The sequence below is a fragment of the Pseudoalteromonas rubra genome (assembly GCF_000238295.3).
Lineage (GTDB): Bacteria > Pseudomonadota > Gammaproteobacteria > Enterobacterales > Alteromonadaceae > Pseudoalteromonas > Pseudoalteromonas rubra.
In genome coordinates this window covers 314,275-339,759 of sequence record NZ_AHCD03000043.1, presented here as the reverse complement: position 1 = coordinate 339,759, position 25,485 = coordinate 314,275, and the positions used below count along the sequence as shown (strand labels likewise).

At 50.0% G+C, this 25,485-nt stretch carries 12 protein-coding genes; 10 read left to right on the top strand and 2 right to left on the bottom strand.

All coding sequences use genetic code 11. The annotated features are described in order from the left end of the window. Positions 1-66: 66 nt before the first annotated feature. On the bottom strand, positions 67-606 hold the full coding sequence (locus tag PRUB_RS21100; RefSeq protein ID WP_010385074.1) for a thioesterase family protein: 540 nt from the start codon (positions 604-606) through the stop codon (positions 67-69). Between the two features lie 150 nt (positions 607-756). Here PRUB_RS21100 and PRUB_RS21095 point away from each other — a divergent pair, with 150 nt between their 5' ends. Further along, complete coding sequence (locus PRUB_RS21095) at positions 757-1,248, top strand: hypothetical protein (protein ID WP_155946373.1); 492 nt, start codon at positions 757-759, stop codon at positions 1,246-1,248. Between the two features lie 58 nt (positions 1,249-1,306). On the opposite strand, the gene tyrR is transcribed toward PRUB_RS21095, so the two are convergent. Beyond that, positions 1,307-2,863 carry a transcriptional regulator TyrR gene (gene tyrR / locus PRUB_RS21090; RefSeq protein ID WP_010385077.1) on the bottom strand — a complete coding sequence of 519 codons (1,557 nt, stop codon included), beginning with the start codon at positions 2,861-2,863 and terminating at the stop codon, positions 1,307-1,309. A gap of 262 nt (positions 2,864-3,125) precedes the next feature. Between tyrR and PRUB_RS21085 the strand changes: the two genes are divergently transcribed. The 9 genes from PRUB_RS21085 (at position 3,126) to PRUB_RS21045 (ending at position 25,209) form a co-directional block, all read left to right on the top strand. Further along, entirely contained in the window at positions 3,126-5,339 is a 2,214-nt protein-coding gene (locus PRUB_RS21085; protein ID WP_010385078.1) for a CapA family protein, read from the top strand. A gap of 49 nt (positions 5,340-5,388) precedes the next feature. Continuing rightward, positions 5,389-7,335: a CHASE2 domain-containing protein gene (locus tag PRUB_RS21080; protein ID WP_010385080.1), complete on the top strand. Its 1,947-nt coding sequence runs from the start codon at positions 5,389-5,391 to the stop codon at positions 7,333-7,335. Then, positions 7,335-10,448: a poly-gamma-glutamate biosynthesis protein PgsC/CapC gene (locus tag PRUB_RS21075; RefSeq protein ID WP_021032897.1), complete on the top strand. Its 3,114-nt coding sequence runs from the start codon at positions 7,335-7,337 to the stop codon at positions 10,446-10,448. Before PRUB_RS21080 ends, PRUB_RS21075 begins: the two co-directional genes overlap by 1 nt. Continuing rightward, complete coding sequence (locus PRUB_RS21070; protein WP_010385082.1) at positions 10,435-12,732, top strand: hypothetical protein; 2,298 nt, start codon at positions 10,435-10,437, stop codon at positions 12,730-12,732. Before PRUB_RS21075 ends, PRUB_RS21070 begins: the two co-directional genes overlap by 14 nt. After that, the gene (locus tag PRUB_RS21065) at positions 12,722-13,480 is read left to right on the top strand and encodes a hypothetical protein (RefSeq protein WP_010385084.1); all 759 of its coding nucleotides are present in this window, start codon (positions 12,722-12,724) and stop codon (positions 13,478-13,480) included. Before PRUB_RS21070 ends, PRUB_RS21065 begins: the two co-directional genes overlap by 11 nt. Continuing rightward, positions 13,468-17,796: a hypothetical protein gene (locus PRUB_RS21060; RefSeq protein WP_010385085.1), complete on the top strand. Its 4,329-nt coding sequence runs from the start codon at positions 13,468-13,470 to the stop codon at positions 17,794-17,796. The genes PRUB_RS21065 and PRUB_RS21060 overlap by 13 nt, the downstream gene beginning before the upstream one ends. Next, positions 17,786-21,895, top strand: coding sequence for a capsular polysaccharide biosynthesis protein CapB (locus tag PRUB_RS21055; RefSeq protein WP_010385086.1), 4,110 nt, complete (start codon positions 17,786-17,788; stop codon positions 21,893-21,895). Before PRUB_RS21060 ends, PRUB_RS21055 begins: the two co-directional genes overlap by 11 nt. 389 nt (positions 21,896-22,284) lie before the next feature. Next, positions 22,285-23,493, top strand: a complete 1,209-nt coding sequence (locus tag PRUB_RS21050) for a DUF642 domain-containing protein (RefSeq protein WP_010385088.1) — start codon at positions 22,285-22,287, stop codon at positions 23,491-23,493. A gap of 279 nt (positions 23,494-23,772) precedes the next feature. Continuing rightward, on the top strand, positions 23,773-25,209 hold the full coding sequence (locus PRUB_RS21045; RefSeq protein ID WP_010385089.1) for a peptide MFS transporter: 1,437 nt from the start codon (positions 23,773-23,775) through the stop codon (positions 25,207-25,209). The last annotated feature ends 276 nt before the right edge of the window (positions 25,210-25,485 follow it).

Below are 25,485 nucleotides of genomic sequence, written 5' to 3'. Positions count from 1 at the left end.
GTGCCCACAGTGTGGGCACGCTACCGAGTTACTTTCTCAATCCCCAGGGGCCACCACACTGGCCCTTTATGCCACCTTAGTATTGCGCGCTTTCTTTTGCTCCAGCATGGCTTTCCAGTGCACTATTTCTTCTGGCAAAACAGGTGTTTCACCCTCAAATCCAGCAACTTCCAGCATTTCTTCCACACTGATCACACCCTGACGACTTTTAAACACCCCCCTGACATAGGCTATAGCGTGCAATCCCCGCTCAGAGTGAAACCTTTGTTCTATATAAAAGTACTTATGATCCCAACCGACTAATTTAGTGGATACCGTAAACTCTTGTAATGGCTTGATATCACGAATATAAGTAATGGCTGTTGCATTAACAATTGGGAACCAGCGGCGTTTCATAATGGCTGCAAACAATCCCACACGTTCAGTCATCCAGGTACGAGCCAGATCCATCATGGCCAGATAACGAGAGTTCGTCAGATGCAGGTTAATATCACAGTCACTTGGCAAAGCTCTGAAATTAATATCAATCACATCGAGCAAGGGTTGTGTCGCTTTATTCTGACGGATCCGCCAGAACAACCATAATAGGCGAAAATACAAATTCATGTTGTTGGTCCAACCAGTTGACATAAAACCCGAGTCTAGCATAGCAGGGCATCAGAACAAGCAAGAATTAGCCCACCACACAAACCTGTAACTTGCGAAAAAGGTAATTGTGCATTAACTTTTATGCAAGACTTAAAAGAGTGTAACTTAATGAAATATATAACCAAGCTTGCGTATTTATTGACCTTTCTTAGCGCCAACCATGCCTGGGCCGACTTTGATTTTCCCGGTACAGGGCAACTCACTTACCCAACAGGTATAGAGAAAGAGTTCAGCTTTGGCTTCGGCTGGCAAAGTGGTGCGCAGAAATTTCGCATTGGTGATCGCAGCTATGATATGGCCCAGCTGCCTGATTCATATTCTATTGCCATCACGCTGAGTAAAGACGATTCCAAGGTCTGGATCCAGGAATTCAACCCGGGTTTTATTGAAGGGTTTAGTTGGCAGCTTGGTGACCATAAACTTGAGCTGGTCAAAAAGCATTTTAAGAGTCCTGTAAAAGGCGACTATGTACTGCGCCTGAATGATATAGATTACTTTCTGGTTCGCAATAACCTCAGCGTCACCATCAAATTTACCGAGCAAGGTATTGATAATATTAAATTGGATGGCGTAACCAAAAACATGGGAACTAAGCAATAAACGGCGCTAATCTCACGCTAGACTCAATAAAAAATGGGGATGTTGGCATCCCCAGACGTTATACCTTGACGGTTTTACGGTTAATACCGTACTCCCTCAGCTTGTTTGCTACCGCGGTGTGGCTCAAACCAAGGCGCTTAGCAAGCTGACGCGAGCTGGGATAAGCCGGATAGAGCTTTCTCAATAAAGTCGCTTCAAAACGTTTAACCGCCTGCTCCAGCGTCCCTTCAAAATCAGACTCCAGATAACCCAGATCATGGGTAAAGGTGGGAAGCTGTAAGTGCTCAATGCGCAATTCGTTGTCGTCCAGCATAGATACAGCCCGGTAAATGGCATTTTCGAGCTGTCTGACATTGCCAGGCCAGGGATATTGCTCCAGGAATTGCAAACATTCCTCATCCAGAGCCGGTGTCGCATGGCCACTTTGCTGCGCATACTTCTGAATAAAGTGCTCTGCAAGCGACTTAATATCCGCTTTGCGGTCACGCAGCGGTGCAATCTCAAGTGTCAACACATTGATGCGATAATAGAGGTCTTCACGGAAACTGCCTTCCTGAACCATAGCAGGCAAGTCTTTTTGTGTCGCGGCAATGATACGCACGTTGACCTTGACTTCATTTTCATCGCCAACTTTGCGGAATGTACCATCTTGCAAGAAACGTAGTAATTTGGTTTGCAACTGAGTTGACATTTCCCCGACTTCGTCGAGGAACACAGTTCCCCCGTCTGCCTGCTCCAAAACGCCACGTTTAGGCGCACTGTTTTCTTCATAACCGGCATACCCAAACAGTTCAGACTCTGCAACGTCGTCAGGCAGTGAAGCACACGACAGCGCGATGAAAGGTTTTAATGAACGATTAGAAGCATAATGGCAGGCCCGGGCCAACAACTCTTTACCTGTACCGGTTTCGCCGGTAATTAATATCGGCGCTTCGAGTTGAGCCATTTTACGGGCTTCACGCACGACACGACGCATAGCGGTACTTTGGCTATGAATAGCCGCAAAGCTCTCCTGACCATAACGACGAAATGCACTGACCTGCTGGCCAAGCCGGCTTTGTGATTTAATATTAATAACTGCGCCGGCGAGTACATCGCCCTCAGGGCCCTGCGGTACAGAAATAGGCAAGATATCGGCAATAAAATCTTCCCCTCCGACTTCTACACGCGTAGTCTGACCAAGCACGTCTTTGCCTTCCAGCCAACGGGTGAAGTTAAACCCTTTCAGCAGGTTATTAATATTGGCGCCGATAATATCGGGTTCAGGCTGATTTAAATCACGGCAAGCGGCATCGTTGCAATGGCGTACCCACCCCTTTGCGTCAATGGAAATCACCCCATCGGGAAGTGCACTCAATAAGGTATTGAGTTCATTATGTTCACGCTCAGAAGGCAGAAAAGCGGTTGTTCTGACATCCTCTACCCCATCTATCAGTCGAATCTCAGGCATGATTTTCTGAAACTGTTCAAACTCTATGGGGGGGAAACTCACATACATTCTGCAATTAACGGAATCAACTTCTATTCCCTTTAAGTCAACCCGGTACTTGACCAGGATATTCAAAATTTCCTGCGCAATACCGATCCGATCGGCACAGTGAATTTCTAAACGCATTTGTTCCTCAAAACGGTTTTCTACCTTTTGCCGGGATCATACTCTAAGAATAGACCCCAGACTAGCAAAACGTAAACATTTTTGGACAGAGATTTTGACCAGAACAACTATAATAAAAATAATCTCTTACTCCTATAAAGTAAGCATTAAAATGCTGGCTTTAAAGGCCGTAATATTAACAGTTAACGATTGCAGTAAGGTTAACAATCAATTTATAATACTAAAGACCTAGTTATTAAGCCGTACAGGTTAAGGGGCCACCTTGAATATTTACAAATTACTTCCATTTGTTCCAGTCATGTACCTGCTGAGTGCTTGTTCGGTGGAAGACCCGTACGAGACAGGCCCGACACAAGCGCAACAACAAGAACAACAAAAGCAACAGGAACAACAAACGCAGCCGCGCGGTTTAAGCCTGGCATTGCAGGGGACGAACAACGCGGTGCTGGCGGACGTCACCGTACAGCTCTCAGGCAATCAATATCGCACTGACGAACAAGGTCAGCTGACTTTGACTGAGCTTGATGCTGGCATGGTGACGTTGACTCTGACCAAACCTGGGTATGAGCGGGCCGTCATTACTGTCGACAGCCGTAACTACCAGGAAAACCCGTTAGCCGTGCAATTAAAGCAGGTCAGTGCCACCAGCAGTGAGTTGATGTTTGGCGGGGACACCATGTTTGGCCGCCGTTATATGGATCCCTCTTTAACGACCATGGGCAATCTGGTACCCGACGTAGAAGACGCCATCATCAGGCCGTCCAATGCCGCAAGCAGCGCCATTGCCTTGACACAATTCGTGAAGCCCATCATGGACAGTGCCGACTTTGCGTCGGTGAACCTGGAATCTCCGGTGCTGGCGACGCCAACGACGGTGCACCCCAGCAAAGAATTTGCCTTTTTCTCTTTGCCCGAAACGCTGCAGGGCCTGACGGAAATCGGCGTCGACTATGTTGCGCTGGGTAACAATCACGTATTTGATTATCAGCAGCAAGGGCTGGAAGACACCATACAATTCGTCGAAGAGGCCGGGTTTAGCCACAGTGGTGCCGGTAATAATGCCACTGAAGCCTACGCCCCCCGTCTGGTGGACGTAGGTAACACCACATTGGGCCTGGTTTCAGCCACCTCAATCACAGGAGATGACCACCTCATCACTTACATCGCCACTGCCGATAAAGGCGGCGCTGCTGACCTGACTGACAGTACCACGCTCAGAACCGCCGTAGAACAGGCGAGAGACAGCAGCGATTATGCCATCGTCCAGTTACACGGGGGAGATGAATATTCTTATGCCCCAACCCGCTACATTGATAACCGCTTTGAATTTGTCAGCCGTCGCGCTCCAGATCTCATGATCGCGCACCACCCGCACGTCGCGCAGGGCTTTGCTTTGTATAATGGTGTGCCCACATTACTTGGGTTAGGGAATTTTGTCTTTGAACAAAACCGCCACGAAACCCTGCTGGGCGTCGCCGTTTCAGTTCGTATCGACCCAACCTTGACGCCAAAAACACAATCAGCCAGAGCCTATCCCGTCTACCTTGAAGATTATCAACCTAAACTGGTCGGTGGATTTTTAAGTGATTACCTGATCCGCCGGCTGGCTGAGTTCTCAGGCTCAGAAATAGCGATTGTCCCGGGCCCAGGTTTTGGGGAAGTCTATTTTCAGAACGCCCCCAGCCCACAAGAGCTTGACACCGTCACTGTGACGCTGCCTGCTGGCGACCACATTATCGACTTGAGAGAGTATGCGCCAAGTCATGCCTTTATCAGTAAAATCAGTAGCACAGGAGCGCCTCAGGTGACATTGGGCCGGGATTTAATGTGGTTTGGAGACTTTGAAGACTGGGACAATGACAACGACACCAATGAAGTGACGCGCTGGGAACACGAGAGCGATGATATTACTCCTTGCCTGACAGGCGCGATGCGCGGTTTACAGGGCATGTGTCTGTCACGTACCCAATTTAATAATCGTCCGCTGCGCATGCCTTTTAAACAAACGCTACGAACGATGCCCATCACACCTGCTGAATCAACGCTCGAAGCCTACCATGACATGAGCTTGTTTGGGTATGCAAAAGGCGATAATGCAGGCGCAGTCAGTGCTGAGCTGACCATAGTCACCGCTGAAGACAACCTGGAATTTTCCAGCGAAGAAGTCAGCCTGATTGGATCTGGGAGTTATGATTGGCAGACTTTTCGGCATGATATTACCCTGCCAGATGACAGCCAAACTTTGGGGCCAGAGCTGTTACCTGCTCGCGCAGTCAAACTGGCATTCAAACACGCACCGCCGGAAGCTGGCGAAGCAACCCTGATGCTGGATCAACTTGCATTGATCTCCTGGCAAAAACCTCTTAGTCTCAACAATGGGTTATGGCAAGCAGAAGGTATGCATGGGATGGATTTTCTCACGCTACAAACGAGCAGTGCCGTCACAGTGACACTGCATTTTTCTGCTTACAACTAATTAGCCATACTGATTCGGGGGGCGTGTGTCGCTCAAACAACAAGTTTTTATGATCAAACGGCAAAAGCCATTTTGGTCGATTTTACTCCTATTTTTGGTGGTTTTGGTGATTGCCGTACATGGCTCTTTCGCACGCCTGAACGCCTATGTATATAGTCAGTTTAATCAACTGTTTGAGCAGCAAAGCAGTGAGGTTGTGGTGATCGAATCAGCGCACTTACAACAGCAACAATCCGATCTGATCAGTCAATTGCTCAAACAGGACGTGGCTGCCATAGTTGTGCTGTCTGATGTTGCCTCTAAACAAAGCATGTCGTTTGCCAACGTATACTTCCCTTTTGCGGATCCGCGTTACTGTCTGCCAGCCGTACAACCCTGGCTTGGCTATAACATGGTACTCAGTGCACCGTCCGGGCAGTGTCAAAATGTCTGGGAAAGCCTCTATGGACCACAGCACCTTAACACCGGTAAATTGATCAACTTTGCCCTTTCCCTCAGTGCACTACCCAAATTTTCGAGTACCCGATTGCTCGAAGGAGATGTGCTGCCCAGTCAGCTGGAAGGCAAAGTCGTGTTAATCGCTCAGCAACAGTTAGGCTTCAGTGTACCGCTACGCGCACCTAAATTGCGTGGTGTCAGTAATCCGGTTTATCTGCACGCCTATGTTGCAGATAGCCTGGCAAAGGCACAATTAGTGACCCGTCTTGCGCAATGGCAATCTATAGCGCTGCAACTGAGCTTGTTAGCCCTATTACTCATTATTTATCAAAAGAATACGCTTACCCTGAGCATCATTATCGCAATCAGTTTGTCCGTCGTCGGCCTGCTGAGCAGCTATGTGGTGATGTATTCACTCCATTATTTGCTACCTATTGGTCAACTGTTGGTGATCAATGTGATGACTATGTTGTGGGTGTTTTTCTCGCGCAAATGGCTCGAAGAGAATGAACTTATGGAGCTTATTGCCAATGTCCATCAGCGTATGATGGGTCGCTACCTGCCCCGTTCGTTCAGCACGGAGAGTACCCCCTGGGATGCTATTATTACGTTAGTTAATCAACAGCTTGCTCTGAATCGCTCGATTTTTCTGGCGCGTCTTGAGGGCGACCACAGACTTGAAGAGATCCGTGCCATCAACTGTCATATTGAAGACATTGTTGAGCAACGTCGGGACTATCAACGTCCTCCCTACTCTGATGCCATCAAAGCGTTTGGTGCGGTACAAACGGGTCGACCCTTTTTCAGTGGTCTTCAGGAGCTGGAGCGTCAGTTTGTTGTGCCTTTAATGTATGCAGGTGATGTCCGCGGCTTTTGGGCTATGACTGTGATACCCAACGAGCAGTTTGATGAAAAAGCCTTTGTTAAAAATGTCAATCGGTTTGCCAGCCAGATTGGCGAGCTCTTGTTCCATTACAGAATGCTGCAAAACCAGCAGCGGGCTTCGCTCAGCCCACTAACCCGGGCACTGACGCTGACACTGGAGAAGCCACTCAGCCAGAAAGTGAAATCAGCCATTGGAGAAATGGAGCAAAAATTATCTACGCTCGAACAAGTGTTCAACCAAATACGGACCGCCGCAGTATTATTTAATCTATTTGGTCAGGTGGTTCAAACTAACCAGCCGCTGGAGCAATTGGCTAAAAGGCATCATCTGGCTCTGTTTGAGATGACGGCGTTAGATTTGCTGGATAAAATCACCCCCATGTCAAAAGAAAAACTGAAAGGCAAGCTGCGCTATTTAACCCTGCAACAAGGCGAACTATTTCTGCCCGCCACACTTGGTAACGATACCTATATATTAAATATTCGCTCACTGTCAGCCAACCAGGTGAGCAGTACCATAGGTGAACCCTTCTCAGTAGCAGGGATCTTGTTTGAATTCATCGATATTACCACTTTATTGCAGCAGCTTGAGGACCCTCATGCGCTTTTAAACCAGCTTACGTCCGCCACACCAGACAGCGGTGAAGACACCAACGAGGAGCACATGCTGTAATGGACTGGGTGTTGCCTCTTTTTCCGGATGGAAGCGGACTCGGCCAGTCAGTCATAACGACTGTTTGGGTGGGGATTGCCGTTGTATGTATGCTCAACCTGCGCTTTGGTTTTCCACTCACCGGCCTGGTCGTGCCCGGCTATCTGGTACCTCTGCTGATTGTCAGCCCCGTTTCAGCCATCGTTATCATCATTGAAGCCATTGTAGTGTACGTACTCATGCGCTTCAGTGCCAAAGTGGTGATGGAACGACTGGGCTACGCTGAAATGTTTGGTCGGGATCGTTTCTTTGCCATTATTTTGATCAGTATTCTCGTTCGCGTGTTTATGGACACTTTGTTCTGGCCTCAGATAGGTCAGATACTGGCGCTATGGGACGTGACATTTGATTACGCAGGGCAGCTGTACAGCCTGGGCCTGGTGATCATCGCCCTCACCGCTAACGTAATGTGGAATGGCGGCTTTCGTTATGGCATGCGCGTCACGCTGATCCAGCTGGCCATTACCTTTGTGTTAGTGCGTTTTGTTTTGATGCCGTTTACCAATTTCAGTATCGCTAACCTCGCCATCATGTATGAAGCAGTTGCCGCTTCCATTCTGGCCGCGCCCAAAGCCTATATCATTTTGGTGATCACCGCATTTCTGGCTTCCCGGGCCAATATTCGTTATGGCTGGGAGTTCAATGGCATTATGCTTCCGGCACTGCTGGCACTGCAACTGATGCAACCCAGTAAGCTACTGACAACGCTCATTGAAACCACAGTGATTTTGTCACTCGGCGCGATATTGCTCAATTTTACCCGGCTTAAGCATGCAAACTTTGAAGGGGCACGGCTGTTATTGTTGTTTTTTAACATCGGCTTCGCCTACAAGCTGGTCTTAAACTATTTTGTGGTGGATTATTTTCCCACCCTTAAAGCCACCGATACATTCGCCTTTGGCTATATGCTATCAACCTTGCTGGCACTCAAAATTTTCCAGAAGAACGCCCTCGGTCTGGTGCTGCGTGCGACCTTCCAGACCTCGATGGTCGGTGGCCTGCTGGCCTTCGGCATTGGCTTCGCTATCATGTTTGTACCTTCTTTAGTCCAGAGCCCTGCACAACCCGTCTCAGTCGATGAGGCCCACAGTGCACCACTGAGTCACCATGTCAGTGAATACAAAAGTTATCTGTACACAGCACGGTATGATTTACTGAATCTCAGCCATTATCAGCAAGCGCAGCAATTACAGCGATTTCGAGGAGCCATTCGATTACTGAATGAAAATCGCCGGGATCCGGATACCCAGCGCCGTGCTGCACAAGTACTCGCCGAATTAGGCTTTGTGCTCATTGATAACCCTGCCACGTTAGTTATCAAAGACGCCCAGACAACGCATCCCAGGGGGTTATTTGCCCTCGCCAAATCTCCGGTACGCGAACACATAGTAACTGTGCCCTACCCCACCAGCGAGCGTTTGGCGGGCGATGCCGCAGGGCAGCTCTTTGCCATTTTAGGCAGCAGCGCCCTAGCACTCGGTACCCGAGTAACACCGTCGGCTGCCAGCCAGCAAACACGACCTCAAAGTGCCTATTACCAGGCCTTTATCGCTGCACTGAACACAGATCAGGTGTTGCAATTGCGTGCCGTCAACCAGTACACACGACCCCAACTTCGACTAACCAGGTTTACCGAACAAAGTCAGTTCTGGATCTACAATCAGCTGCCCGATTCACTGTCACAACGTCAACTCACCCGGTTATTAGGCTTTGAACGCAGCCAGTTTGGGCTGCTCAGTGAGGAAAACCTGCCTTATCCTGGTTATCAGGGTGCCATGCTGGAAACCTTTTTCGATAACCTGAGCTACTCCACGCTGCTCTCGCACACCGCCAGAAGCAACGCAAATGCACCACAATATCCGGTAGAGCGGCTCAACCTGCCACTCGAAAACCTGGTCACCGAATTCTCACAGCACATCAGTGCCAAGGGCAGCGGCCATTTTCGTATGCTCGAAGAAAATGAAGCCGCGTTATGGGAGTATGAAGTACTAGAACCTCTATTCAGGCTGTCCCATCAGCTACGCTCAAGAACATTAGAAGATGATGACCTGAATCAACTGGAACAGCTAAACCGACTCGCCAACATGGTGGGCTATCGCCTGCAACTTATCATCAATAGTGTTCAACGCCTGGTGGTCATCAGCCCGCTGCCTGAAATAGGCTACTATCAGCAGGGTCAGGGGTTTTATGCCATCAACCTCAATACCACACAACCGTTGACCATTCAGGTGCCAAGGCCACTGTTCGAAAGTAACACCCTGCAATTTGCCACGGATCTATTTCAGGTTAGTGGTGCACGGGCGCTGCTCATTGCCGGCGCTCACCCCTATGCCAGTGAAGAAGCAAACGTGATGTCTCCCACTAACACGCGCACATTATATAATGTGGTGCATCAAAGCGCGGTACGCCATAACCCCAGTATGTCCGTGTTAAGTTTACAGGTACGAAGTCACAGCGCACCATCACAGATCCGCCCCAGTGCCATTGCCTATCAGTTTACTCAGCCGGATTTTCGTCATACTTCTACCATCAATGCCCTGCATAAAGCCATGGCACGGCTTGGGATCAGTGTTGAAAAAGTGGCGGGTCAGATTGCCACCCGAGGACTGGAGATTGGCTCATCACCGCAGTCAGGTTATCGCCTGTTCAGCCCGGGCAGTGAGCTGGCAACCCTGTGGCTGGCCTCCGACTTTAAGCAACACTACGCCGTCTCAGAGCAGGCGCTGCAGGAGCGATTACTCGCAGTCTCCGCGCAACCTAAGTTTTTACAGGTGCGCCTCGCTGCGACCGGACCGGGTGACTGGATCCGCTTATCTGACGAGCAAAAGCAGAGGCTGGATATGATCCTGGATCGCTATGCAAAAACGCAGCATTTGCCCTGGTTAAATGCACTCTGCCAGAGCCTGTCTCAATGCCATTTACAAGCTATCCGGCTTACTGACAATGGCCTGCTCGGGCTGCAAGTGCAGCAGGCTGGTAAAACAGCGGCGGTTTACCTTGCTCAGCGTAACCGCCTAATTACCCTGGAAGCGCTTGAAAAGATGATGCAAGGAGGACCGAATGTACTGGATTAAACGCATCCTCCAGGTTCTGCTCATCGCCCTTTTACTGGCCGCAGGATACCGGGTCGCACTACATCTATACGTATGGCTGGATTCAGCAGAGCGAATAGCTGCACGCAGCGAAGAGGAAACCCGCTCTGTGGTACACTGGCTGAGCCCGGATAAGCCGCTTATTTATACATTTCCGACGTCACGAACAGTGGCTATTCGGGTACTGTCGAATGCCATTTTTGCCAGTCAAACCGTGCTTGATAAGCCTATCAATTATGCAATTGAATACCGCCTGCTGGACAGTCAGGACAACGAGCTGGAAAAGCACACCTATCATCATGCATCTAAACTTGCTCTTGAAGAAGGTGAGCAACAGGTTAAGCAATTGATTGAAGACAGGCAGGCACTGGCCGTCACCTCTGGCCAATCATTTTACGTCGACTGGCAACAACTGACTCAGGCCAGTAAGATTTCACTGCGACTCATTCCGGAAGAGCCCAGCCTACGCGGCGTGGTGGTACGTATCCATGGTAAAACGCCCACCAATGCGGATGATGTTACTCGCACTTGGCTTAAGCTGCCCCAGCAATGGCGGGAACGTATGACCAGTTATCATACCCTGGGTGACAGCGGCTTGCAGCCGCAGCAAATAGCTAATGCGGTATCCTACGACTGGCGTAAACTCGCGCCGCAAGGGATCCCGGGGATCGACTTTGACGCAGACATTCTCTATGAATCGCTGCCGTACAACGTAATCACCTATGACTTTTCTGCAGAACAGTTTGATTTAGATGGATACTATACGCGGCCCGGACTGGCTGCCTCAATCCGTTTATCTGAAGCCGGTGATCTGAATTTACAAACCCAGGGAGATATTAAAAATCTGCAACTATCATGGCATGACCTGACCCAGCAACAGGCGCCGCAGACACTGCAGCCAGTTACCACGGATGACCCCACACGCTTTTTGTTACCAGATATGCAACCTGGGTTATTGGTGATCCGCTCCCATGCTGAGATGACCACCACCTGGCGCAATGAGCAGGATCAGGTGATAGCGCCCTTACACAGCTATTATTACCATCTCAACGAAGCGAATCAGGCAGAATATACTGTGCAAGGTGGCAGCGATCTGCAGCTCGATATGCGAGGTGCACCAGGCAGCTCGGTACAACTCAGCGTGTATGATGCCGAACAACAGCTACTGCGCTCGGAGACGTTAACCCTGGCAGGACTGAACAGTGGTTTTGACCGTTTAATCACCCCGGAAACCCGCCGCGAGGCTATTACGGACAGCGAAAAACGCTATCTGCGCCTGAGCCGTCAGGCACACCGGGTGACAGTAAGTAGCACAGAGCCGGTGGCGGCGAAACTTCAAAGCAGACATGGGGCAATGCATCATCAAAATTATGTGTGTGCCACCTTATGTGACGCACCTGAAAATGGATTCACTGAAGTTGGCGCCTGGTTCAGCCAAAGTGCCGACAATGAGTTCCATTTTATTGAGCAGCAGCTGATCCTCAAGGTGCGCTTATTCAGTGCGCCACCACCACCAGAGGAAAAGCAAAGCGGCTATTTATCACAAGCCCTGTTCGTCAGTTTACCGGTCTCCAATACTGCACTAGTGTACAGCCCGCCAAAGTACTTTGCGCTACCCCAGCCGGCTGAGCCATTTCAGTATACGCCACTGGTTGATCTGGCACAGCTGTATGACGCCCAGCTCAGTATCCAGCAAACAGCTCCAGTGTCGGCACCTGTGCCCAAAGTCATTACATTGAGTGATACCGGGATCCGCTATACAGAACAGGAAATCGACCAGCTGGACAAAGTGCCCGACTTATCAGACCCATCTTTGCAGCACTTTATCAATCATGGAACGCCGCGTGATTACTGGAAAGTACGGCTGTTTCAGCTACAACCAGGACAGACTTTGAGCCAAAATTATCGAGACCGTGACAAGCCAATGGCGATTGTAATCAAGCCATTTGTCAGAGGCGCGCACCCTGCCGAGCCACTCATTCTCACTACCCAGCTGGATGGGCAATTTAGCCAAGTTGTCACAGATGAGTACAGCATTGCTCGCAAACGCTATGCGCTGGCGCCTGATCTTGCGCAATCAGCATTCTTATTGCACCCAAAAGATCCCACTCTGACCGCCTATCCGTCAATCACGCTCACAATCGGCACGGATATACAACGGCTCAACCAGCTAATCGTGTCAGCGGAGCAACCCCTGTGGTTTGCCTTATTGGAAGAATATGCAACTCCACCTCCTCAACCGCAATGGTGGCAACATGAATTTTAGACCGTATCTGCTTTTATTATTGATGCTCCTCACTGGGAAAGGGTTTGCCAGTGACGCCGCTGAGCTGCATAGCCCCAGCTGGCAACAAGTATACAACTGGTTTGCAAAACCCATGGCACTACCTCCCTGGCAATTGCGCAGCCAGCCGGGCCTGATTATGCTGCAAGCCAGCTCTGCACAGTTTGGCGGCGGCGATTTATATTACCGACCTAAAGGCTCTGCCTGCATGCTGTCTGTGCCACATCAGTTTCATGACCAACTGACTGATAAAATAGGCAAAGCTGTGTTCGCTAAACGATGTCAGGTGCTGGTGATCAACACCGAGCACCGCAAAGCGCCCAGCCCGGACTTATACAGCATGGACTATTCGCATCGTCCAAGTGGCTTGCACGCCGCAGCGGCACAGGCGTTTGCACGACGTTACCCAACCAGTCACCTGTACCAGCTACATGGTTTCAGCCAAAGCAAACGTCGCACGCCTCAGGCACGCCAGGCGGATTTCATTATCAGCCAGGGCAGACAAAGTACCGACGCTTTGTCACAATTGCAGATGTGTTTATCAAAACTGAGCCAGCATACCTACCAGTATCCGCAGCAAGTGTCTGAATTGGGGGGTACACGCAATGTAATGCACCGCCTGGGATTACCGGCAGGCTACTTTATTCATATTGAGATCAGTCGCCCAATGCGCGAGCGACTGGTCGCACAGCCCGACATTATGGAACAGTTTGCGTTATGCCTTATTTGATTGTGTTGCTTCTGATAAGTTGTCTGCTGCCCGCACTGGCCAAGCCTGCGGCGCTGCAAAGTGCACCCAGCTGGTACCAGCCGGACACACTGCAATTGCAGCGCAGCGCAGCGACTGTCAACCTGGATGCCAGACAATCACGATTGATGTTACTGCCGGCGGGACACTGGCTGAGCCTGGAAAACCAGCCACATCCTATCCAAGTGTGGCAGGGACAATCCCCCTTTGCCATGCAACGCGTTACCCAAGCCGAACTGCGCTGCGAACAGCATCAGTGTCAGCTGCCAGCCACTGCAACGACCCGCCTGTTGCGCTTTTATAACCCAACCGATGAGATACAAAGCGTTTCTGCCTGGCAGGGTCTGTTTCACAGACACCGGGATCCATTTCGTATTCCCGTTAAACTGGCGCTCCCGGCAATGCAGCTGTATGAAGCGCAAACACATACCACGCACTATCGCTTAAACGATGGACAGAGTATCCAGTTATTTTTTACTGAGGCCACCAAACTCAGGCTCAACGCGCGGCGCATCCTGCCAGACCCAGCCCAGCCCGGCGTGGTTACGGCCAGGCTGGATGGAGATCTTATCAGTCAGCTCTCTCTGAGTGACACTCCCGCCGATGAGTTTACGCCTCAGCTGCGCAAATACCGTCTGACTCACGACGTGAAGCTACGCAACGATCAGGTCATTGGCCTGAGTAGCAGTGATTTTATAGCCGTTGAGGCTGGTGACTACCTGCGTATTGAGGCTCAGGGCGATACCTTGCTGAATTTGGTCCGCATGGAACGAGGGCTGTACGATACCGACGCGGCACAAACCTGGCCGGAACCTTTGTTTAACCCCTACTGGACGGATAATTTGCAGTGGCACCTCGAACAGGTTTACCAGCACCACGACATTTCATCGCTGCACTCGGCCGATGTCGCACTGGCCAGCGCGCTTGAACGACAACGTCTGTCCGAGCTCCAGGATACGCTGGGCACAGTGCGTTTTTTATTACCCAAAAAATCAGACAACGCGTTCACCAGCCATTTCAGTGAGCAAAGCGTTGTGCATGCTTATCGCCCGGCTATAGATCGCTTGTTTGCCACCGAGCAGCGCCAAACGTTACACTATCATGCGGTGTCAGGCGCCGTGCAGTTTGAATTGCCTGAACAACCACGCTTGTCTGATACCCTCAGACTGTATACCCGCAGCACCAATGCCGCAGAGCTGACACTGGTTATTGACAGTTATCGGCACACAATAAACCTGCTGCCGTCTAACCGCTTTACCATGATTTCATTGCCTCTGCCTTTGGATGCCAGTCAGGTCAGTGTGACGATTAGTGACGATGCCCAGGTAGACCTGGCAATACGAGTCAGAGAGCTGCAAGCTTTGCCGAACAACGCCGTTTTATATCAGCGCCCAGGCATGCTTGAAGACAAAAGTCCCGCGATTGCTTACCGTCTGGAGCAACAGCTACAACGCCTGGGTCACAGCTATCAGCAAGCCCAATCCCGGTTTGTGCTCGCTCGCCCACAGCAGGCAGACGCCACAACCAGCCTCAGTGCCAGCCACTGGCACTTTCGCCTCGGTGAGGCCGAAATGCTGGTCAATCAGGACCCGCAACAGGCGCTACCTTTGCTGAAAACACTGATCACCAGTCCCCATGAAGAGGTTGTGATCCGAGCCTGGCAGTTGCGTTTGAGCGCATTTGGAGCACTGGGAGAACATAATACCGCTCAGCGTTATCTGGGTGCCCTGCTCAGTCATCCATACCCAGAGCTGCAACGTTATGCAGCCCAGCAACTGTTGGTGCATTATCAAAAAACACAGGCCATTCAAAGTATTCTCGGATTATGCAGCCTGTGGCGCAACGCCTTACCTGAGTGTCGGGCTGCCCTTATCAGCAGTTTTGCCGAGCTCAAGCAAGACCTTTATGCACTGTGGCTGGGCCACGACATTCGCAACGACAATGACACACTGCAACCGCTTGGTGCGCAACTCGGTTATACACATCCAGCCAGCAACCCGCCCGTGCTTGATTATTCTCTGCGCCATCACGGCGTCAGCACCCTGCTCAGCGAAACCAGTAACACTACCGCCTACCCGCTGGCGGATGAACCTCTTACAATCACAGCCCACCAGCCCATGGTGATCAGAGTCAGCGCCCGATCAAAAGCCATTGAAACAGAGCAAAGCCAGTTATCCTGGTTACGTGCCCATCAGGCTGAGCTGCGTAAAATCATGCCGATATTTGATGACGTGCCTGCGACAACCCTGTTGCGCATTGATGAGGACGATCAGCCTCGCCTGTCTATTGCCAGTACCGGTTACTTTGCGCTTGATGCCGGCGAAAAACTGACTCTAAGTAGTGAAAAATTGCTATTGCTTCAGGTCAGTGCTTTGCCTCCCTCACACAATATTACCAACGCTCTGGATCTGGCAGGAACACTGTGGCAGGAAGACTTTATGTCCCTGCTTTATCAAACACCACTGGGCAGCACAAGCTCTGTCACCGCACAACGCGACCTGCTGCTCAATGCCCTGTTACGACTTGAAACTCAGTCACTCAGTGAACATGAGTTCACGGCTTTATCAGCCAGATTAATGCAGCACCCTCCAGCTGAGTCACTAGCCACACTGTATGGCCGTATTCAGAGCTTTGGCCACTGGGAGGCATTTAATCACTATCAAAATTATGCCGGTACCCAGCTTATCGACTTATCGGCACTGTTAAAGCGCAGTGCCGCTGAGCAATTTAGCCGCCATACCAGCCGCAACGATGCGCTGCCTGGACTGATCTTGCGCCCTAATCATAGTCTGGCGCTGAACCTGAGCGAACTGCAGTCAATGCAGGTCAGACTGGTCTTCCATTTTGCCAATGCCGAATTACTGCAACAACATCAGCGCCCACAGATCAGTATTGACCGTAATGAAGGCAATCTACTGTGGCGACTCGATGATAATCGCAGTGAACTGGGGCTAACCCGCGCAGATCTGAGTGCACCAGGCCTGACATTGCGCTGGCTTAACCCCTTTGCCGCACAATTACTCAGCGTTGAGGTCGAAGCCTATCAACAGGGCCGCTGGCAAGCCATTGAGCTGACTGCCGAGCAACTCTTTTATTATGGTGATGAGGCCAACCCTATCACGGCCAAGCTCAGTAAAGATGCGGTACTCAAACTGGAATATGTTGAACAGGGCACACGACGCGAACAATCCGGATTTTACCCCGCCGGCTTACTCACCCTGGCACCACAAACCGCGAGCCTGGCCAGGTTCTATCGCTGGCAGCTGGACCCCAATCGCCATAAGCTGGCCGTGGCTCCTCCCGTTCAGCCCTACAGGGTGGCCCAGCCAGAACTCGTATATACCAGGAACGAGAACACCTATCATCAAGCCATTATGCAGGCCGATGGGAACCTCACACACGTTGAGGGGGTGATGCAGTATAACCGTGATGGTATCTATCAAAGCAGTGAACCACTTGGTTCAGAGCACACGCTGGATCTGGGTATTCGGCTGCGCAACCGCTATAAACAGCATTGGTATCGACTGGAGAGCTTTTTTCGCCTGAACAACACCAGCGAACCGTCGTTCAGTATCAATGGTTTGTATGATTGGCTGGACGATGAAGACGACTGGTTTGCCAAAGCACAGTGGTACAATCGCTGGCAGGAGTCACCACTGAGCCGGGAAACCCACCTGACCAGTCAATGGACTGTCGCGATCGGCGAAATTTGGCGAGAGGATCAACACTGGCGTCATCAGTGGTGGTGGCAGCCTTTTTATTACTACACCAGCATTGATAAAGAAGAATATCTGGCGGACGAAACCATTAGCAATGCCATGTTCAACTTTTATCGCTACAACCACAGCGACGGCTGGCGTGGGGGTTATCGCATCCGCCATCAGAGTAAAGTAGACAGTCAGCTCAGCGCCCAGCTGACGACCACCTCCAATTCGGACTGGACATCACTGGATGTCGCTTCCTTAAGTGGGGTCTGGCAGCAGTATTATCAGGGCCATATTTTCTCTGCCGGACTAAGCAGCAGCTACGTGTTTGCCGATGACCACAGGCCAAATGCGACCTGGCAGTATCTGACGACATTAGGCTGGCAAACCTTGTTTGACTTCAGTGAACACACCGCTGGCTGGATCAGCCTGAACTGGACACAAGACTGGTTCAGAAATAACCACAGCATTCGTTTTGAAGTAACTTTGGGCAATTTACAACGCAGTGGCTTCGACCCGTTTGCACACGACGAAATCATTTTTGAATCACTGCAACTGACGCATTTCTTAGAGCAGGACCTGTATGGCCGATAATCGACTAAAAACTCAGCTTCAGGCTATCTTATTTGCCGATACAGAACAGTTCTGGCTCAACCTGCACCGCCATAAATACCATCAGTTGCTCGAGGAGTTAGCAGGCTGGGAGCTATTACAAAACCAGCCAAAAGACGAGCAACAGAGCTACTGGCAGCTGCTGCAAACCATTGCTTTTTTACGCCACAAAATTGAGCGTCTGCATGAACAACTCCAGGGTCATGACGCCGACTACCAGTCGTTTGTGGAGCGCCTTGGCAAGGCAGAGCTGGCCACAGAAAAACAACTGCATATTCTCAAATATGCTGAAACACTGGGTGCTTCAGGCACACAACTGCAAAAAGATAAACAAGCATTCTCACGCTGGTTTGATGAAGGTGCCGTCATCGGTCGCTATCAGACCTTAGTTGCTGATTTAGAGCAGGATCTACGGTTTCTTATCGCCAAGCTGGGCGCACTCACCATTCGTTACCTGAGGTTGTCGCAAGATAACCTGGATGAGGCCTGGAAAAAACTGGACCTGCAACCTTTCTTCCTGAGACTGATGGCCACCAGCAACAATGCACATGTGCGCCATGGGATGATCCGTGCGCTGGTTAATCAGGTTTCTGTGATCAATGAATGTAAAGCCGATCCGGATCTGGACAGCGAATTGGTTGCTGAGCTTATCGAGTTGCTTGATGCCGAGAATACGCCCTATCAGGCCGTTGTGGATATCCTGGAAATTCTGATCCACCAGCGTCCGACCTTTGTGCGCAGTTACATGTGGGCCTATGTGGAAGCCAGTCTCAGTGGCACTACACCAGCACAGAAGCACAGCGATCAGCTGTTTATTGTCGCTGCGATGCCCCGTATCCTCGCCAATAAATACCCCCTGGAAGAGCGTGATATTCCATTGCTCCAGGAGTTGGCCCAGCATCCGTTTGCCCGGGTACGACAAGTATGTATTGAGCAACTGCGCAATCTGCCCGATGCGCTGGCCAGGGAGCTACTTGAAAAACGTTTTAAGGATGAAACTGTCGATGCAGTGCGTTTCACTCTGGTTAAACAGCTTACCGCTGCCCGTTTTTCTGCCAACAGGTATGCATTTGGGTTATGGTGTGCCCACCTCCTGGGAGAAGAGTGCCTGGAAGTTAAGCGGATACTGTTAGAACAAAGTCCCAGACTCATGCTCAATGAGGCCGTTGAAGCGGCACTAGACGATACTTCAAACAATCAGGATGCGTTGTTGATGCAACGCTATATAGGTGTGCTGAATCAGGCACTGGAACATGAGCCCGACCTGGCCGTGCGACGCTACATTACGCGAACGCGCGAGCAATTATTCAGCTTCACCCAGCAAAGTCTGCATGCGCAACTCGCCCAGCGCCTGGCTGAGCACGAAACCGTTTATCTGCCTGGTGATATAGATCAGGACACTCTAGGTCGTGCACTCAGCATGCTGGCGCAGCATGAGCAAAGCTTTAACGTATATCAGGACAAACAAGGCTGGCGAGTGGTTATTGGCTACAAACGTCGTCGCCGTTTTTGGCGTGTGTGGCATGAGTTTTTTACACCAAGCACCGATAAACGTCAGAGCTTTAGTCATACCAATGCCAAAATCCCGTCGGCACAACTACATGTGCCCAGTTGCACCACCGCGGAGATCAGTGCAACCAATGTGCCTGGCGAAGCGCTTTATCATCTCAAGGAGGCCAGTGCACGTCCTCATTTGCCGTTGCCCGACTATCTGCTGTCTGTGCTGAGTCAGGATAACATCAAAGCCAGTAAAAAGAGTTATACGCCCGACGGTATTTTAATCGTGACACCACCCAAACATCTGTGGCAACGTGTTCGTGCCTACTGGCAATTATCGGTTCAGTACGCCGACATAGATGGCTTACGAAAAGGGAACACACTTGAGCAGCAAAATTACCTGGCCCGAATTCGCAATCTCGGCTTCGGCCTTGAGTTTAAACCCTATGGCAGTGAACTGGATTGTTCCTTTGAGGTTGAGTCCGGTATTGCCAACTTGTTCGCCCGTGCTGGCGTACCAGGTGTGTTGGTCAATTTGGGCTACAGCTTTAAAGAATATCTGTATTCCATTTACCAAAATAGCATCGGTCAGCTGGTGTTTTTTGTATCAACCTTTATCCTCTATTTCTGGATGAGACACGTTCGTCTGAATCGAAAAATTCGCACTAATCGCGCGAAGATCCCTGTTACCATAGGCGGCTGGGGTACACGAGGAAAATCCGGCACAGAACGAATAAAAGCGGCACTGTTCAGTAGCCTGGCGCTGCGCGTTGTTACCAAAACCACTGGCTGTGAAGCCATGATGATTTTCGCACGCAGCTCCGGTGAGCAATATGAGCTCCCGCTGTTCCGACCCTTTGACAAAGCCAGTATCTGGGAACAAAGTGATGTTCTTGCCTTTGCCCGCTCGGTACGCGCTGATGTCTTTTTATGGGAGTGTATGGGCCTGACACCCAGGTATGTCCGGATCCTGCGTCGCTGGATGCGGGATAACTTCACCACCATAACTAATACCTACCCTGATCACGAAGATATCCTGGGTCCGAGCGGTGTTGATGTGGCACAAGAAATGGCTGCTTTTATTGGTAGCCACACTCAGATTTTCACCGCTGAGCAAACCATGGCCCCCATTCTCAACCGGGCAGCCGAACACAAGCAATCGACCCTGATCCAGCTGCATTGGGGAGAAGGGTTTCAGATCACCCCGGATATCCGTGCTTTATATCCCTATGAAGAGCACCCTGATAACATCGCTCTGGTATGTAAAATGGCCCAGTACATTGGCATAGACAAAGACTATGTCTACAAAGAAACCGCCGAGCGTATTGTGCCAGATGTCGGGGTACTACAGCACTTTACTCAGGCCCCGGTGGATCACCTGACCCAGTCGTTCGTCAACAGTATGTCAGCCAATGAGCGCCTTGCCACGCTGGAAAACTGGCGTCGCCTTGGTTTATTTGAGCTCAACGACAAACCCGAGACACAAACCATCGCCCTGCTCAATAACCGCAATGACCGGGTTGCACGATCTAAAGTCTTTGCGCAACTGTTGATTGAAGATCTGAGTTTCGATCATATAGTGGTGATTGGTAGTAATGTCGATGGCTTTGAGGCCTATCTGGATCAGGCACTGAATACCCGTTTAAGCCGACTAATTGGCAATAACGACAAACAAGATTTGATGCGCCTGCTGACTCAGTGGAAGTATGATGCAAGCCCGGAGCATTATATCGACCAGCTAAACGCCCTGTTTCACACCCCTTGGCTCGAAACCGCACACCTGTACGATGAGGATCTGCTGGGCCTTGCGCTGACCGAACATATTGAAAATAAAGTACAGCAACGCATTATTCAGCTCAGAATACAAAACTGGCAACTGGCCCAGTCACTGTTGAGCCTAGAGGATTTAGCAAGCCACCAGAAACAGCTGGAACGTGTGCTGAGCAGCATCCTGCATAGCAAGTTATTACTGCTGGATAACCCCCATATCACTGCAGACGACCTAACCAACCGTATCGCTCGCCTGGGGCTGGCCGGACAACATCAATTAATTGTAGGCATGCAAAATATAAAAGGCCCCGGACTCAACTACGTCTATGCCTGGCAACACTGGCACACGCTGCACGCCAGCTGTGAACGACTGCTCGAACCTCAGATAAGCCATGCTCAGTTTCGGCGCGACCTGAACAAGCTTACGCAACTCGATAAGGTCAATCGTATCGAGCGAGACTATTTCTCTAAGATGCTGCAAACCCTCAGTAAGCTACCACAGGCGCAAAGCGAATTTGCCCAGGCCGAACTCAGTCATCTGGCCGAACGCCTCACGCAACAAAGTGCCAGTGATGATCAGGCTGCGGGCCCTGAAAATTTATCTGGCTTTACGCGTTTTATACTGCAAGTCGTGGAGTCTTTTCTGGATGCTGGCGCGGCCGTTAAGCGCAAGAAAACCGCACAGCAGGTGTATGAGGACATCGCATCGCAACGGATCACCCCGGAACGCGCCATTACGGTGTTGGCTGCACTGAACCGAGGCCAAAAACCTGGCTGGCTAACCGATCGCTGGCTCAACCGCGGCCAGGATTAACATGTCTCCCTCCTTCGCCCACATCAGTATGATGTGGGCACACTCCTTGCGTGATTGGATATTGAGCGTCTCACTTGATGGTTTGTTTTCGCATTTTGCAATTTTGCTAAGCCAAATGAGCAAAATGGGCATGCAAAACGCAAAAATGTGCAAAATGCGAAACGACAGTAGATCAGATGACATGTAAAAGTATTAGGAACACAGCGTGCAAAAACCAATCCTTTGGTACTGCTTTTATATTCTAAAATTGAGGCATAAATAGGAACTAACAGTCATTTTTTGATTTGTAATTGACCAGACCGTGTAAAAGTAAGAAAATGGGACTAGTTAAAATTGATTAGGGATAACATTTTATTTACACGAATAGAGTGAAGCCCTGGAGTATATCTATGAAATTATCAGTTATCGCGCTTGGCCTGAGTGCCGCCCTAATCAGCAGCTTTGCTGCAAATGCCAGTGATAATCTAATCACGAACGGTTCTTTTGAGCAGTCAGAAACCATCAACGGCTCCTGGAGCCTGATGAAAACGCTGCCTGGCTGGAATCGCAGCTCTGCAAAATTTGAAATTCAAACCAATCGCCTTGGTCTTATTCAGGCTCAGGATGGTGAACAATACCTGGAGCTGGACTCAACCCGTAACTACAGCGCATACCAAAGTGTTGCGACTGAAGCAGGCAAGCAGTATGTCGTGAGTTTCTACTACTCACCGCGTGTTACCAATAATGCAGACACCAACAAAGCAACCGTGTACTGGGATGATCAGGTAATCGCAGAGCTAAACGGTACACAACGCGGCTGGCAGCATTACACCATCACAGTGACGGCTGAAAGCGATGAAAGTACGCTGAAGTTCGTGGGTGCAGGTAACTCAGATTCCTATGGCGCATTACTGGACAATGTGTCTGTTACCGCAGATTGTGTAACAGGCCTGTTTGGCATCAATAACTACGGCTCTGCGCAAAACGGTTTCGTCTACCACTTTGACCTGAATGCGGGTCAGTACAGCACAGTATCGGGTGTCACACACACGGCCTCAAATATCGCCAGTAAAGATGGCGTACTGTACTTCATGGAACAAACCAACAACAGCACTAAAGCGTCGACTCTGTGGGCACTGGACCTGAACGGCAATCAGCAGTACAGCGTGGCAGAGACTAAATCATGGCCTTTGTATCGCTCTGCAGTCACGCCTGACGGTATCTCTTTACGTAGCACCAGTAAGACGTATATGTACGACTTTGACATGACCAGCGGTGAAAAAACCGTGTTGGGTAAATTGTCTTACTCGGGTGACGACTTCAGCCATGGTGACATTGCTTACTCAGCAGACGGAAACGTACTTTACGTCTTGACTGGTAAAGCGCTGTATACCCTAGACGAAGGCAACATGGAGTTGACTAAGATTGGTGAACACGGCGTGAACTGGGCATCAGGCCTGGCAATCACAGACAATGGCGAACTGTATGTATCAGGTCGTGAAGACGGCAGCAACGCACAGATCTGGCAGCTCAATCCAAACACTGCCGTTGCGACATTAGTGATGGAAGGTCCTGAGCACATCAATGACCTGACGTTTGTCGACAATTTTTGCCGATAACCGGCACATTTGCTCTATATGCGCAAAAACCAGCCAGATCGGCTGGTTTTTTTGTATACAAAAAGCGTCTAACCCAGCTGGTAAGGCTTCCCCATCGCCACCCCACTAGGTATACTGACGCGCTTTTAATGCATAGTTAGTCAGCATTACACTAACTTGTAAATCATTTGGGGACTGGCCACCCGTTCAAAGTATGCGGAGTAATACTGTCATCAACAGTACCTCCAGCATCGATAATATTAAGGCCAACACAACACATTTGATTGAAATGGGAATAATATGAATTCATTACCTAATCGCGGTGAGTTTCTGGGCCATCCAAAAGGCCTGTTCTTACTCTTCGGCACGGAAATGTGGGAGCGTTTTGGCTACTACGGTATGCGTGCAATACTCGTTTTATATTTGGTTGCTCAGGTACAAAATGGCGGCTTCGGCTGGACCAACGCCGATGCAATCAGTCTCTATGGTACCTTTACCATGGCGGTATATCTGACACCACTGATTGGTGGCTGGCTGGCTGATAATGTCATGGGTCAACGTAAAGCCATTATCCTTGGTGGTATCTTGATGGCCGCAGGTCACTTTACTATGGGTATACCACACAGCCTGGTTGCCGGTATGGAAGAGCAGGTTTTCTATATTGGCCTGGCATTACTATGTGCCGGTAACGGTCTGTTTAAGCCAAACATCTCTACTATGGTTGGCGACTTGTATCAGGAAGGTGATAAGCGCCGTGACGGTGCCTTCACTATCTTCTACATGGGTATCAACCTAGGTGGCGCACTGGGCCCACTTATCGCAGGTTATGTTGCAGCGCAAATTAACTGGCAAGCTGGTTTCATCGCTGCAGGTATCGGCATGGTGATCTCCGTTGTGATGCAGCTACTATTAAGCCAGAAATATCTTGGCGACATCGGTGTGGTACCTGCTGCTAAGCTGTCTCAGCAGCAATCGGCCAGTAACACCAAAGAGCCTCTTACAAGCCAGGAAAAAGACCGTATCCGCGTTATCTTCACGATGAGTGTATTCAGTATTATCTTCTGGATGGGCTTCGAACAAGCAGGCGGCCTGATGAATCTGTTCGCCGCTGACTACACAGACCGTATGCTGATGGGCTTTGAAATTCCGGCTGCCTGGTTCCAGTCTCTGAACTCTATCTTCATTATTATCTTCGCACCCCTGGTGGCCATGATTTGGCTTAAGCTGGACAAACGTGAGCCTAACTCTCCTGTTAAGTTTGCTATCGCGTTAGTATTCCTGGCGCTGGGCTTTTTGACCATGATGATGGCGCTGATCACCGAAGGCAGCGATCCAAGCAACTTACAGATCAGCATGATGTGGTTGGTGCTTTTCTATCTGTTCCATACTCTGGGTGAGCTGTGTCTGTCGCCAATTGGCCTGTCTATGGTGAGCAAGCTGGCTCCACTGCGCTTGGCGTCTCTGCTAATGGGCCTTTGGTTCCTGTGTACAGCGGTTGCGAACAAAATCGCGGGCCTTGTTGGTTCCTTCATCGGCGAGGGCCACGAAGCAATGAATAACGCCATGAGTATCTTCATTGGCCTGGGTGCAACAGCACTACTGTCTGCACTGGCAATGTACCTGCTCAGCAACAAGCTGGTTGACTGGATGCATGGTGCAGAGGGAAGCACTGACGAGCCACACACTCAGGAGCATTATCTTGAGAAAGAATTAGAGATCTCGGGCGAAAGACAGTAATTTTCGCTCTGTGATTCATGTAAAAGCCGCACTAAATTTGTGCGGCTTTTCTATTTCTGACTCACTTTTGTAAACTTATTAATACACCCAAGCAAAATTCACCTCACATTGCGACTGTCCCATTAAAAGTTCCAGCATGATATCGCTGTCAACAATGAACTTAAAATATCTTTTTTTTCATATGGATAAGTCCATTTTTTAAAAAAATTTTGTAATCAGCCAATCCAATTTACAGAATAAACTGAGGCTTGTAATCGAAAAAATTATCCTGTTCAC

What these genes read in the sequence shown, in the direction of transcription:
- PRUB_RS21095 (WP_155946373.1), top strand. Translation starts at nt 757, where the DNA reads ATGAAATATATAACCAAGCTTGCGTATTTATTGACCTTTCTTAGCGCC.
- PRUB_RS21065 (WP_010385084.1), top strand. Translation starts at nt 12,722, where the DNA reads ATGAATTTTAGACCGTATCTGCTTTTATTATTGATGCTCCTCACTGGG.
- PRUB_RS21050 (WP_010385088.1), top strand. Translation starts at nt 22,285, where the DNA reads ATGAAATTATCAGTTATCGCGCTTGGCCTGAGTGCCGCCCTAATCAGC.
- PRUB_RS21100 (WP_010385074.1), bottom strand. Translation starts at nt 606, where the DNA reads ATGAATTTGTATTTTCGCCTATTATGGTTGTTCTGGCGGATCCGTCAG.
- PRUB_RS21055 (WP_010385086.1), top strand. Translation starts at nt 17,786, where the DNA reads ATGGCCGATAATCGACTAAAAACTCAGCTTCAGGCTATCTTATTTGCC.
- PRUB_RS21075 (WP_021032897.1), top strand. Translation starts at nt 7,335, where the DNA reads ATGGACTGGGTGTTGCCTCTTTTTCCGGATGGAAGCGGACTCGGCCAG.
- PRUB_RS21060 (WP_010385085.1), top strand. Translation starts at nt 13,468, where the DNA reads ATGCCTTATTTGATTGTGTTGCTTCTGATAAGTTGTCTGCTGCCCGCA.
- PRUB_RS21080 (WP_010385080.1), top strand. Translation starts at nt 5,389, where the DNA reads ATGATCAAACGGCAAAAGCCATTTTGGTCGATTTTACTCCTATTTTTG.
- PRUB_RS21045 (WP_010385089.1), top strand. Translation starts at nt 23,773, where the DNA reads ATGAATTCATTACCTAATCGCGGTGAGTTTCTGGGCCATCCAAAAGGC.
- PRUB_RS21070 (WP_010385082.1), top strand. Translation starts at nt 10,435, where the DNA reads ATGTACTGGATTAAACGCATCCTCCAGGTTCTGCTCATCGCCCTTTTA.
- tyrR (WP_010385077.1), bottom strand. Translation starts at nt 2,863, where the DNA reads ATGCGTTTAGAAATTCACTGTGCCGATCGGATCGGTATTGCGCAGGAA.